At 44.1% G+C, this 13,170-nt stretch carries 8 protein-coding genes, 5 tRNA genes, 1 pseudogene and 1 riboswitch; of the genes and pseudogenes, 4 read left to right on the top strand and 10 right to left on the bottom strand.

The annotated features are described in order from the left end of the window. Positions 1–177, top strand: a 177-nt coding sequence (locus tag BUA78_RS17935; RefSeq protein WP_072917297.1) for a transposase, incomplete at its 5' end; no start/stop codon positions are given. A gap of 258 nt (positions 178–435) precedes the next feature. On the opposite strand, the gene BUA78_RS17930 is transcribed toward BUA78_RS17935, so the two are convergent. The 3 genes from BUA78_RS17930 to BUA78_RS17920 form a co-directional block, all read right to left on the bottom strand. Further along, positions 436–510: transfer RNA gene (locus BUA78_RS17930), tRNA-Thr, on the bottom strand. 120 nt (positions 511–630) lie between these two features. Beyond that, positions 631–706: transfer RNA gene (locus tag BUA78_RS17925), tRNA-Thr, on the bottom strand. 5 nt (positions 707–711) lie between these two features. Beyond that, a tRNA-Val gene (locus BUA78_RS17920) sits at positions 712–787 on the bottom strand. A gap of 705 nt (positions 788–1,492) precedes the next feature. Here BUA78_RS17920 and BUA78_RS17915 point away from each other — a divergent pair. After that, positions 1,493–1,568: transfer RNA gene (locus BUA78_RS17915), tRNA-Val, on the top strand. Between the two features lie 7 nt (positions 1,569–1,575). Further along, positions 1,576–1,652 (top strand) — tRNA-Asp (locus BUA78_RS17910). A 188-nt stretch (positions 1,653–1,840) separates the two neighbouring features. Here the strand turns inward: BUA78_RS17910 and BUA78_RS20365 are convergent. After that, positions 1,841–1,996 carry a hypothetical protein gene (locus BUA78_RS20365; protein ID WP_175549074.1) on the bottom strand — a complete coding sequence of 52 codons (156 nt, stop codon included), beginning with the start codon at positions 1,994–1,996 and terminating at the stop codon, positions 1,841–1,843. Positions 1,997–2,384: 388 nt separating this feature from the next. Then, entirely contained in the window at positions 2,385–3,218 is an 834-nt protein-coding gene (locus BUA78_RS17905; protein ID WP_072917295.1) for a copper amine oxidase N-terminal domain-containing protein, read from the bottom strand. Between the two features lie 340 nt (positions 3,219–3,558). Further along, positions 3,559–3,643, top strand: a riboswitch (cyclic di-GMP riboswitch). Between the two features lie 13 nt (positions 3,644–3,656). On the opposite strand from BUA78_RS17905, the gene BUA78_RS17900 reads away from it, so the two are divergent. Next, positions 3,657–4,457: a transglutaminase-like domain-containing protein gene (locus tag BUA78_RS17900; RefSeq protein WP_072917292.1), complete on the top strand. Its 801-nt coding sequence runs from the start codon at positions 3,657–3,659 to the stop codon at positions 4,455–4,457. Between the two features lie 34 nt (positions 4,458–4,491). Here BUA78_RS17900 and BUA78_RS17895 read toward each other — a convergent pair whose 3' ends face one another. The 5 genes and pseudogenes from BUA78_RS17895 to BUA78_RS17880 form a co-directional block, all read right to left on the bottom strand. Beyond that, complete coding sequence (locus BUA78_RS17895; RefSeq protein ID WP_072917291.1) at positions 4,492–5,127, bottom strand: class D sortase; 636 nt, start codon at positions 5,125–5,127, stop codon at positions 4,492–4,494. Positions 5,128–5,205: 78 nt separating this feature from the next. Next, the gene (locus tag BUA78_RS21135) at positions 5,206–5,364 is read right to left on the bottom strand and encodes an LPXTG cell wall anchor domain-containing protein (RefSeq protein ID WP_420795530.1); all 159 of its coding nucleotides are present in this window, start codon (positions 5,362–5,364) and stop codon (positions 5,206–5,208) included. A gap of 177 nt (positions 5,365–5,541) precedes the next feature. After that, positions 5,542–6,717, bottom strand: a pseudogene (locus BUA78_RS19965) (DUF7601 domain-containing protein); the annotation flags it as partial. After that, complete coding sequence (locus BUA78_RS21130; RefSeq protein WP_420795529.1) at positions 6,684–8,075, bottom strand: prealbumin-like fold domain-containing protein; 1,392 nt, start codon at positions 8,073–8,075, stop codon at positions 6,684–6,686. The pseudogene BUA78_RS19965 and the gene BUA78_RS21130, both read right to left, overlap by 34 nt. A 2,584-nt stretch (positions 8,076–10,659) precedes the next feature. Continuing rightward, positions 10,660–13,068 carry a GH39 family glycosyl hydrolase gene (locus tag BUA78_RS17880; protein ID WP_072917284.1) on the bottom strand — a complete coding sequence of 803 codons (2,409 nt, stop codon included), beginning with the start codon at positions 13,066–13,068 and terminating at the stop codon, positions 10,660–10,662. Between the last annotated feature and the right edge of the window lie 102 nt (positions 13,069–13,170).

Genomic DNA, 13,170 nt, shown 5'->3' with positions numbered 1-13,170 from the left:
ATGCTATACAAAAAGAGAAAAGAAACCATAGAAAGAAGCTTTGCAGACGCTAAACAGCTGCACGGCTATCGCTATTGCCGTTTTCGAGGGAAGAAGCATGTCCTAGAGCAGGCATTGATGACAGCAACCTGTCAAAACATAAAAAAGATCGCAAATCATTTGGCTAAGATAGCCTAGAGATTTGTGATCTTTCATTTTTATTAGGAATTTGGTTATTCCGGTTTGGAAATTATCATGCTTTATTCAGTATGGCCAAAAAAATTGGCTAGTTTCTCGACAAACTGAAGAACAGGCCTAGTGTCTGTTCTTTTCATTTTGTTTAAGTAAATTTTGGTATTGTATTGTCCTATTTTGCAGTAATCATCCCCATTACGCTATAAATTCGCTGATATAAAAATAGCAGTAACCGCAAACACCTGCGATTACTGCATCTCTTGGAGCCGACGATGAGATTTGAACTCACGACCTGCTGATTACGAATCAGCTGCTCTACCACTGAGCCACGTCGGCATAAGAAATTGTCAATTGCTATACTACCAGAACCTCCATTTGATTGCAAGGGTACACCTTGTACTTTCTTTAGGTTTAATAAAATGCAGAAAAACCTCACAAGTTTTTTGCAAGGCCTACTGGAGCTGCTAACCGGATTTGAACCGGTGACCTTATCCTTACCAAGGATACGCTCTACCTACTGAGCTATAGCAGCAATATTGGTGGGCGATGACGGGATCGAACCGCCGACATCCTGCTTGTAAGGCAGGCGCTCTCCCAGCTGAGCTAATCGCCCATTAACATTGATTATATTACCAGAAATTAAATTGGACGTCAACGAAAAGATTATACAGTGTTATTATTCTGTGAAAATGCCATTTTAAGTAACTTCAAGGTGTCAGCCGAGTCCACCAAAAACACAGGTTGAGGTTAGACAAACGATGAAGGTAAACTTATTCTTTGGCATCAAGGCAAAGCCTGGGAATTAACCCCCACTCAGAAGTCTGAAGGTGCCCAACAAAAGAAAACAGTGGCTTCCGCCCAATCCAGCAAGCCCGTTGCCGACCACCCCTGGAGAATTTGGAGGGGTCCGAAAAAACTCAAAAAGGAGTTCCATAACATAGCTTCAACTGGAAAATGATCATTTATACATCAACCCATCGTTACCTACTTCTAAAGTGACATTTTTACTGACGATTGACAGGAAAATATTATACAGTTTATAAATAGATCCCTCACAGACTTTTATCATTTATACCATGTTAAAAGTATAATATCCTTAAAATATAACTTGAGTAAATCGATAATAATTATTGCCTTAATTGTAGTAACTTCATTTATGACATCACTGGTTCAGTAGCATGATACTTATCACTGAGAGTTTCAGGGGTAGGATGATTACGGTTGGGGATATCTTTTGTTTTGAGAAAATAAAAATATGTAAATACTTGTTGACTTTAGGTTTTATTTTTGTTAATATTACTCTTGCCAGTCACGAAGAGGGCGATTAGCTCAGCTGGGAGAGCGCCTGCCTTACAAGCAGGATGTCGGCGGTTCGATCCCGTCATCGCCCACCATAAATTAGGAGCTGTGGTGTAGTGGCCTAACATGCCTGCCTGTCACGCAGGAGATCGCGGGTTCGACTCCCGTCAGCTCCGCCAGTTTTAAGACCAGTGGAAAACCACTGGTCTTTTGTTTTTGGGCATTTTTTCAGGTTCTAAAATCCATGGTTTTTGCACATTATTTAAAAACGTCTTTTAAATTTATGCCTCCTCCTCTAACAACACCGCCCTTGCCTCCGGGGCGGCTTTTTTTTATTTAGAAAAGCCCGGCCAGAGCCGGGCTTCGATTACATTTGAGCATAAAAGATAATACCCGTAACAACCAATAAACCGCCACTAATGGCAAGTAAGATTTTCTTAAAGCCTTGATTGGCTTGATTAAAACTTTCTTTTTTTGCTTGATCCAGTATTTTACGATCTAAATTTCTCCTAATCTTACGCATATCCACCCTCCTCCGCTGTTTATTATATCACCGCATTTAAAAATTTCATAAAAAATTACATAAGGATTATTTCTCCCCGCTTTTAAAAAGGATTTATTAACGATATAAAGAAGTGTTAATGGGGTGATAAAAAATGGGGAAGATTATTATCATAGTAGTTTTGCTAATCGGCTGGATCGTTCTTTCTAAGTGGTCCAAGCGCAATAAGTGGGATTAGAAAAACTTGGTTTGCGCCAAGTCCTTGGCAGGCGTACCCTGAAGGGCATAACCTAAAAGATCACAGACAAGTAAGCCTTAGTTTTTCTTATACTTTCGTCAATAGAATTTTTATACTTTCTGAAAGTGTAAATAAAGGCCGAAGGTTCTCTTGAGGAACCTCCGGCCTTTGTTATTCTATTCCCTGAACATCGGTGACAACTAACTTTCCATCTTTTTCAAGGGTCAATGTATAAAGCAGTTTTAAGAAATGACTTAATCCCCCTTCTCCCCAATCAGGCATTGTTACTTCTATAGTAGCCCTGGTTGGGGTAAGTTCTTTAACCATGACTTCCTTGTTATAGGATAAGGGTATTGATCCTTCCGTGAAAAAACCCACATAAGTTCCGTTCTCAGAACCTGCCTGCCAAAGATTATTAATATGGGTAGAACCCCAATAATTACCCATCAATTGTTCCAGGTCGCTCTTAGTCGTGAGCTTGGGAGATGGAGCTATTTGTTCTAGGCTCAAAAATTCCTGATTGTTGTAGTATTCTGCCCGCAGATACATCCGATCAGCGGTAAAAAGCTGCCGGATAACCCCTTCCTGGGTCATTTTGGGAGATGTAAAGAAGGATACCATGTTTGACTCTTGTAACAATGTTAGTCCCAGTAAACGGCTAAGATCCTCTGCCCAAAGCATAGTTCTTCCCTCTACCAGTTGTGGAATAACGATTTCTGAAAGCTCCTTACCATTTTGCACCACCTGAGGCTGCCACAGATGGATAGCAATTTGTTCTTGACCCTTGTTCGCTAGAACAATCCCCTGTCCCATATCAGTGGACAATTGATAGCCTAGCTCCATAAAGATCGGCCTTACTGGAACCATGGATTTTCCCTCGATAACTAGTCCTCCGTAAGGATCTAATACCTTACCATCCAGCGCAACAGCTGACCCCGCATAGGCAGGTAAAGGGAATACTATCAAAAACAACAACAGTAGCACAAAAATGGTTTTCCTAGGCATAACACCACACCCCTTTTAGTAAAACTTGGCTTGCACCGAGTCTTTAGACGTACCCTCTAGGGCATAACCTAAAGGTCACAGGCAAGCTGGTGGAAGTTTCGTTTGCCCTTATTGCCTATGGGAACTTGCCCATAGGCACAAAAGACGTACTTACCTAAGTTTATGCCTAATATATACCAATTATTACCAAAACAATTGTTTAATCTTGTCATTATCTCGTATCAATGTACACCCCCGCTTTGGGTGAAAATAATTGCTTACATACTTCTTACATCTCTATGCGAACAGTAAAAACCATGATAAAATAGCGGAAATACATATTTTTTATCTGTTGACTTTTCAACGATAAAGGCAAATCTGGCGAAAGCCAGAGACGCAAAGCTATAGGGCCTTCCTTAGACATAAGATGGCAGCCAGTTACCGAAAGGAGAGTTTTTTATGTTGAAACGATGTATAATCGCTTTCTTCTCACTGACTCTGTTATGCTTAACCTCGACAGCAGCCCTAGGGCAACCCCTAAGCCCCCATATCGATCAAAGTGCCTTGCAAAATGGCCTGGTAAAGGTAAACTATACGCCTGCCAAGGATGTTACAACCAAGTTAATGATTAGCAAGGGTGATAAATCCTATACGTATAGCCTTAAATCAAGTGACCAATATCCCTTACAACTGGGGAATGGAGAGTACACTGTTTCAATTCTGGAAAATGTGATAGGGAATCAATACAGAGTTGTGAAGAAAGAAAAGCTGGCTGTAAAATTAACGGACAAAAATAAAGTTTTTCTGCAATCCACGCAAATTATTAACTGGCAGCCAGACATGGAAGCTATTAAAAAAGCGAAGCAGTTGACTGAAAAAGCTACCAATGACAGCGAAAAAATTACTGCCATCTACAACTATATTGTTACTACTATCCGCTATGATCATGCTACGGCCAACACTGTCGTCACCGACTATGTACCCTCAATAGAACAAACATTGCAATCAGCCCAAGGTATCTGCTATGACTACTCCGCTTTAATGGCAGCTATGCTTAGAAGCGTAGGCGTTCCCACTAAATTGGTTATGGGGCGGAAAAATGACATTCCTAACTATCACGCCTGGAATCTGGTTTACGTAAAGGACCGGGACGAATGGCTGACCATTGATCCCACCTACGATGCCGCTTTCGTACAAAAGGATCTGCCCAGCACTATGATCAAAAATTCAACAGAATATGTAACAGAAAAGGAATATTGATGCAAATCAACATTCCCTTTCTGTAACTTTCTTTTTATAGTTTTCCTTTGATAATTAACCTGTGGGTTGGCTTAACCATCGGGTGACAGGTTATTAAGGTTATTTCCTTCTCCCCTGGAACACTGTTTAAAACCCACACTTCTTCCGGTTTTACATAGAGCTTTTCTGTGACTGTATATGTAAACTGGCTTGGTCCAGCGTTAACTTCTATAGTGTCGCCAACTACAACTTCATCCAGCCGGTTAAAATTTCTACCATAGGTCCGATTTCTATGGCCAGCTATGGCGTAGTTTCCCTGTTCTCCTGCTTTCCCGGTCATACTGGCCACCGATATTTTTAGATTTTTTTCCGAAGGTCCTCTTAAAATTGGCAGGTTTAAATTGATTTTGTCGATTTTTAACATGCCGTCCAGGTTCTTTTTAATATAGACTTCTCGCTGGAGAGCTTCTTCCCTTTGGAGTTCCTCTGCCCTGCGTGCCTGCTCCTCGACTTCATCAGCCTCGCTATGGTCCGCCGGCGGCGTTGCTTGGTTGTCCTCCGCCAGGGATAAACTCTGCCATGCCTCGGCCAATCGTTGCTGTTGATACGTATCGTATCGCTCTGCCAGCCAGGGATAACAAAGCAGGCCGATGCCTATAAGTATAATAAGGCTGGGAATTATTTTTTTCATACCATCGTCCCTACCTATGATAGTTTAGTAAAGGCAGGGAAATCTCCCTGCCTTTACTCTAATTATAGCACTTTTGGCTTATGACATTCTTTTGCGCAGTGCCAGACCCAGTCCTAGCAGTAGCAGTCCGGTTACATAATAGCCGATGTTGCTAGTTTCACCAGTTTTGGGGAGTACACCGCCGGGTTTGTTGGGATTAATGCCGCCTAGGGGTGTTTTCCCGTTAAGGTCGACCAATTCATCCCCGGTACCACCCCCACCGGAAGCATTGCCGGAACCCAGCGGAGGATTATTGGGGTCTACCGGTAGCGTAGGATCAATAGGCTCCGTTGGATCGACCGGTTCTGTCGGATCTAGGGGTTCCTTCGGTACGGGTATTTCCTCTTGGTCTTGCTCGGGGTCGGTTTGGTCACTATCTGCGATGGCAACATTGGTAACCTTGCCCTTCTCTTGGTCTGCTTCGGTTACCGTGTAGGTGCCGGTAAAGGTGACCTCGCCATTAACATCCAGGATGGCTATTTTCCTGGTTAGGCTAAGCAGGGAATCCTTGACGGTAACATTCCTTAATACCACATTCCCGGTATTGGTTACCTTAATGGTATAGGTGATAACCTCTCCCACCTTGGCGGTTGTCTTATCTGCAGTCTTGACAATGGTCAGAGCCGGTTTCTCGGATTCCACTGGCTCACCGCCGCCGCCACCAGAAGAGACATTCCGGGTATTAGTAAAGGCCGCGATACACCCTTCGCCGGTAACAATCGTACCGGAATCCCCCGTGCTAGCGGTCGTGTATCCATCGCTTGCGTAATCCTTTTCGGTCACGGTATAGCTAATGTCCTTCGGCAGGTCGGCGATGGTGACGCTTTGTCCGTTTGCAAGCTCAATAATGGCACTGCCTGTGATGCTGCCGCTTGGTCCACCATTGAACCCGGTGTAAGAATAGGTTTTTTGGGTATCGCTCAAGGTTACGGTGAACTCAAATTTCTTATTGGTATCACCGGCATTACCTGTAACCGTTTTGATGATGGTCAAGCTGCCAGGTTTATAATTGGTATTTATAAACACAGCTGTTTGCGGCTGACCAGTAAGGATAGTATCCTTTTTCCCTGTGCTAGCAGTAGTGTACCCGTCAGCGGAATAGTCCTTCTCCGCCACCTCATACTGCAAGCCTTCGGGTAAGTCGGTGATGGTGATACTCTCGTCATGCTTTAGGTAAATCTTATCCCCACTTTTGATGGTGCCGGTCTCACCATTTGTCTTATTGTAATTATAGGAACTAGTATCATCCGGCGTAATACCATCAGCCTTCAAAAATGTTACGGTAAATTCAAATTCCTTATTGGTAGCATTGTCGGCGTTCCCCACAAATGTTTTGCGGATGATCAAGCTGCCAGGTTTATTCTTAGTATTTATAAACTCCGCTTCTTGCGTCTCTTCAGCAGCGATAATACCCTTTTTCTCTGTGCTATCAGTAGTGTACCAGTCAACGGCCGTCTCCGTCACCTTATACTCCAGGTCTTTGGGTAAGCCGGTGATGGTGATACTCTCGTCATGCTTTAGGTAAATCTTATCCCCACTTTTGATGGTGCCGACCGGAACACCCTTTGTATTATTGTAGGGATAGGAACTAGTGTCCGGCGAATCATCAGGCTTCCCACAGTGCCACTCTTGAAGTTTTTCACCTGCAGCATGTTGGAGTCTGATCCGGTCTTGCTGTCAATGGAGGTGGTAACCTTGCCGCTCTCGGTCTTAACCGACAGGGTATGGCTGGCACTTTCTAACGTATAGCCTGTTGGTGCTACGGTTTCCTTAAGAACATAGTCGCCATCAGGGATAACCTTGAGCTTAAGGGTACCCTCACTGCCGGTAACACCTCTTTTGATGACAGTCTGGCCGTCCAGAGCAAAAATCGTGAATTCTGCATCGGCCAGGCCCTTACCCGTACCATCTATTTTGGTTATGTTAATCGAACCATTCTTCTTCAGGCTGGCCTCTCCGTCTGCCGCACTAATAACATAAGGTTTGTTGGCTTCCACCTGTTGAGAGCCTTCTCCAAATAACAACACTTTATTGGACACGGTTCCCGGATCACCGGTAATATCGGTGAGATAACTGAAGCGGTAGGCTTGCTTGCTGTCCGGAATGTGGAAGGTCAACACCCGGTTTTTGTTATCGTAGGAGATATTCTCCCCGATTTTTAACGTGACTTCAACTCCCAAAGTGTAGTCACCTTTTGCATCCAGGATCAATTGATGAGCTGTAATATTGCCACCTAGGAGCAAGACACCGCTACTGTTTGTACGCAAATCAATACCGAGCGGTAAGGTATCTTCCAGTTTATTGCCAGGTAGTGGGAGATCATACGGCTTATAATCGACTGTCCAGCGCAATTCTCCGGCTTGCGGAATTTCATAGCCTTTTTGCAATATTTCGCTCTTGATGGAAACATCCCGGAAAACACTCACGCCTGGAGTCCAGTTTTCGGCCTGCAAGGACAGACTGTTGGTTTCTGTCGTTGTCTTATTGTCGTTAAAGTATTTAGCCAGGGTATCAGCGTTGGGCTTTGCCTTAATCAAGATCACATAGGGCTTAGCCAGTGGATCAAAGGTAAAGGTAGCTGTTCTGCCGCTGAAATCGGCTGTCAACTCCGGCACGGTATCCGGTGTGGTATCGGTGGCCCTAACTGAGCCACTGTTGCCGTTTGCGCTTCCTTCAAAGATCAGATAATCCGCTCCTGGGATGATCTCCGCAAACTCCCAGCCATTCGGCAGGGTATCGGTGACAGTTACCTTGCCGAGATTGGCTCCTGCCGCATTCTCCGCACTACTGAAATTGATGCCATTGGCATTGATGCTCAGATGGAAAATTACCGACTTATCAAAATAGTCGAAGCCTTCAGCCGCATTTGTTGTAACAAGGCTATTCACTCCGGCCGCAGGATTAGCCATGGCTTCCCGCTTGAGCATCTCCTTGAACATATTACTATTGTACGAGACAGATCCCGATGCCTGATTCAGCTTGGCATTGGCGCTGAAAAGTACAGCAGTATTTCGTACTTGAGATGTTTTGTTACCGGCAAAGATATCCGGGTTAACCACCAGACTGTCAAAGGTAAAGGTATTGGGGTCGGCTGTTGATAAGCCTGTGATTTCTAGCAGGTCGGCAACTTGCTCGCCACCCTGCCTAATCGGATGAAGCGTTACAGTGAGTCCCGTTCCTACAAAACTGCCGTCGACATACTTTTGGTTATACTGGGGTGTTAAGTCAGCAGTGTTGATGCCGCTGGGAATTCCCGTTACCTTTGTGATATCAAACCCGCTATCTTTGTCTCCATAAACGAGCAGATCATAGACCTTAAAATCGGGAATAGGCTGCTTTTTAGCGTCAACCGTGACGGTCCACTTAATCGTACGGGCTGACTTGTTTAGCACGCCTGATTTTGTAATGGCATTATATCCGATACCAACACCGATATCACCCGTACCGGGGCCGGAGCCTGACAAACCATCCCAGCGGATCTGCGCAGAATTTTTGTAGGTTTTTGTACCCGTGGTTTGATCTTCATCAGGTACGTTCGTTACGATGGTGAGCAGGATTTTTGAATTGATGGTACCAAGGGCATATTCGCCACTGGCATTTGGGGTGATCGGGGTTGCTGTTCCCCAGGCTGTGCCATCCCAAGCCTGCCAGCCTGCTGACTTCAGGGTTAACCCATCCTTCAACAAATCGGTTATTACAACCCCATTTAGAGTTGCCCCATACTGATTGGCTGTTATCGTCCAGGTGATGGTACGGTTTTTGGGGTCATAAACGCCGCTGCTGCCTTTGTCGCTCGACTCGCCACTCTTTGTAATCCATTGCGGGGTAACCGGAACACCTATTTGCCCCTCTTTAAGGATATTGTCATCTTTATCCCGAAGCTCTGCCTTATTGATTACTGTCCGCTCAGAAGTAGTCCAATTATCGGGTATCTTGGTTTTGAAAGTAATCTTTTGGGGGGCGTTTGAGCCTACAAGAAAGACATGACGAATCTTGTTGTCGTTCACCGAAGGTGTTGCGGAAACATCATCCACCTTAAAGGAACCGTTGATATAATCCCCCACTGTGCTCAGATCATCAAAGAATTGATAACCGTCTAAATCGATGTTTTCACCATCTTTTGTGGCGGAAATAGTTACCGTCCATTCAATGCTCTTGGTATCTAAATCGACTGTACCTGATTTTGTCACATTATAGTCTAATTTGGCAGGAGGTACCTTAACGGTATATGTTTTTTCGAGAATTGTTATAACATGGTCACCCTCGCTGCCACCAGCACCACTGTTATCATATTTAAGGGTTGCACGGAACTTCCCTGTTACTGTATTGGATGTTCCATCAAAAACATCGTCTTGCCCATCAAAGGTAACCTCAGCAACCAACATTTTGGTCACAGGATGAGTTTCAAAATTGACATGACCAACCAGTATACCATCATCCGTTTTTAAGGGAATATTGGTACCTAAAAATACCGTGAAAGCATTGCTTATATTAAAAGTCGCGGTATCACCTTTTTGGACCGGGTTGGGCGGGGTTGGATCATCGCCCTCAACCGGCACTCCAAAGGAGATTTCCACTATGACATCATCGGTATTGTTTAAAATGTTACCCTCCGGAATTTCTTTTCCTCCCTGTTTGACGGTTACTACAAGGTTGGTAAGCACAGAGGTTTTATCCGGGTCCCCTGACATGAGCATCTGCAGCGGCGGCACAAGAAGGGGTGGTAACTCCTGAGGTACTTCCTTCTCCTCGGGCTGGGTTATAGTACCGGATTCCTCTGTTGTTCCTTCATCCGGTGTTGCTTCACCTTCGCCCGCTGGCACTTCTCCGGCTACCGGTGGATTCTCCTTCTCTCCGGGTGATGTTACCTCACCGTTGGGGTCGGTCGTTCCTTCAGTCGGGGCTGTTCCACTTTCATCGGTGGGTACTTCTCCAACCTCCGCTGAATTCTCACCCTCCGTCGGCTGGCTTACCTCGTCGGTGGAGTCTGTTGTTCCTTCAGCCGGTGCTGTTTCATCTTCGCCGGTGGGCACTTCTCCAGCCTCTGGTGCGGTCTCGCCCTCCGTTGGCTGACTTACCTCGCCAGTGGAGCCTGTCGTTCCTTCAGCCGCTGTCCCTTCACTTTCGCCCGCCGACGTGCCGCCAGCATCCGCTGAAATCCCACTCTCCGCCTGTGCCATGTCACTGGCATTAGCGTAACCAGCAGTCACAGGTATTGCTGTCTGGATGAGTAGAGATAAAACTAGCATTAAACTCATTAGCATAACTCTGTATTTACTTTTTTTACGGAAACTTCCCACTATACGCCTCCCCTTTCGATTGGTAGTGCAAATTACCTCCCCCCTTTAGAATCCTGAATTCTTTAATTAATTGATTAGTTCCCTTCCCGTAAAGTTTATGGAATTACACTTTTCCATTTCTAGGCCTATTTTGCTTATTTTCACCCCCTATTTTGCTATTTTTTAAATTAGTGCACCCCTAGATGCACTAAAATTAGATTACTAGCTTTTCAACTGTGATTAACTCAACGCCGTGCACCGGCACCGCTAGCTTTGCTTGATAATCTCCCGTTAACTCCAGGTAAGCCACCGACACTTGTGGATGCACTTTCCCTTTCAGGTAGCTTAATTCTTCCTGGGTCATATGCTCCGGTGCCCCCATTCTTACCCAGGCGTCAAAGACCGAGCCATGCTCTCGATTTAAGGAGTACCGGGTGATTTTATAATGGCCTGCCAGCCCACTGATTGTCAGCGCGATTTCCTTGGCCGGCTTTGCTTCAAACACCAGATACCTCTCTTGATGGGTCAGCGCGGAGGTATCTCCCTGGAGAAACAACTCATCAAAATAAGCATAATTATACATCAGAATTTGCACAGCTTCATCTTTTTTCGTGACGATGTAGTCATCATCTTGCTGCATAATTTCTTCGCCCAATTTGCCCAGCAGATAGTAAGCAAAATAGGATGCCTTTTTCAGCCCTTGTTGATTCATTAGGCCAAAACCCCCGTGAAAGGCAGAGATACCGGCCTGGTAGGCTTCATTAATATCGGTAAAGGTCCAATAGCCCAGGGAGTGGGTTTTTCCCAGACATTTGACAACATTGCTGATAATATAGGTGCTGACAAAACAGGTATCATGAATCAGGTTGCGGCTAAAGGCTGAGGTATTCCATTCCGTGATGTGGACTTCCGGTTGGTGGTCTAACAACTCTTTTATTTTCTTATGGATTGAGTTTAAAGTGTCATAGGTGAGATTCTTATCAAAACTTGTATAACATTCCGGATGGATATGTAAGGCAACAAAATCCAATGCTAGGCTATTTTGGCTGCAATAAGCTAAAAAATCCGCCAACCAACTCCCCGGCACAGGGTTTTGATAGGAAATAGCGGGACCACCCACTTTACATCTGTCGGCAACCGCTTTAACAGCCAGCATTGTTTGTTTATAGAAGGAAAAATAGGACTCTTTTCCGCCCAGCCAAAAAGCAACTCCCGCTTCCGATTCATTCCACACTTCAAAATACCAGGTTTCTACTTCCTTTACGCCGTATCTGTTGATACAGTGCTTTAAAAAGGCGGTCACCAAGTTCAACCAAGACTGTAAGTCCCTTTGTTGCGATTTGGTTCCCAACTCTATAAAGGGCTTAATCTTTACTTCCTGAAAAAAGTCAAAAAGTTCATCTACATAAGACCAGTTGTAGGTACCCTTGCCGCCTTCCTCTACGTTGCATACCATCATATCGTCGGAAAAAATACCGTGGAACCGAATGTATTCAAAACCAATTTCCCTTTGCAGTTCCGTAAGCTGGTTTTGCCAGCCTTTTCTTAACCCTTCCGAAGCCCTGGTATAGGTAATTAGTTTTTTCCAATAGGGTTGATACGGTCTGCCTTTCCTTTGTGCATCAATCGAAATTCTTGCTTGCCTAAAAGCATTTGGCATTCCGGAATCTGGGAGCTTTAAATACGTAAAAAGCCTTTTAAAGATGGTACTTCTATCGACATCCAGGTAGGTTTTGCCCCTTTTGGCAATATACTCTTCACCTAATTGGTGCCTATCGTGAAATTTACGGGTATTTGCTTTTTTATATTCCGTAGGGGAACATCCGTACATGTTTTTGAACCTTCTGTTAAAGGATTTGATACTTGGAAACCCGCTGGCATAGGATATCTCTGTGATTAGCTTGTTACTGCTGAGCAAAAGATTAATCGCTTTATCTAACCGTATATAGTTTAAATATTCTTGAAAGGACATCCCCATTTTCTTTTTAATAAAGTGAGATAAATAGTATTGGTTAATCTGATGGTGATCGGCTATTTCCTTAAGGGATACTTGCCTGCCTGAATTTTCTTCAATGTATTTTAAAATACTTTTTATTCTGCCAATATCTTTATTGACATTCATCGCTTGTTCATCTTCCAGCAACGAATACTCAAAATGCTTCACTAAACAAGCTGCCAATAAGTGTATCTCACTGCCCACGATAAATTGGTAGCCTGTTTTCTTTTTATCCAATTCCCAGATTACTTTTGCTAAATAATGTCTAACCAAATCAAACCTTTCTTGCTCCTCGCCTTTAAAAAGAAAGGATTTGCAATTGAAAATCATTTTGTTGAATTTTGAATGGTAAAAGGAATAGTAATCGGGATTAATCTGTAAGACCAATAATATGTTGTCATGGCTGGTTCTGCCAATGCTATGGATTTCATTGCTATTGATTAAAAGTAGGTCATTTTCATGCAGTACATATGGTTCGTTTCCTATCCTTACTTGAATAGAACCCTGCAAGACCAAGATAATCTCCAGCTCATTATGCCAGCGCATTTTAAGTCTATCGACGCTGTGAATAAATGCTTTAAAGGGAAACCCAGCTTGACTTTTTACCAGCTCATAAAAATATTGCACTTCCGTACCTCTCTCCGTTATGTAAAATCTCACCCCAGGGGTAGCTGCCATCGTTATCCTAGAAAACCTGCTAGTGATACTATATAACAGTTTGCAATAAAA

The organism is Desulforamulus aeronauticus DSM 10349 (assembly GCF_900142375.1).
Classification (GTDB): Bacteria; Bacillota; Desulfotomaculia; order Desulfotomaculales; family Desulfotomaculaceae; genus Desulfotomaculum; species Desulfotomaculum aeronauticum.
This window is presented reverse-complemented; position numbering and strand designations above follow the sequence as displayed.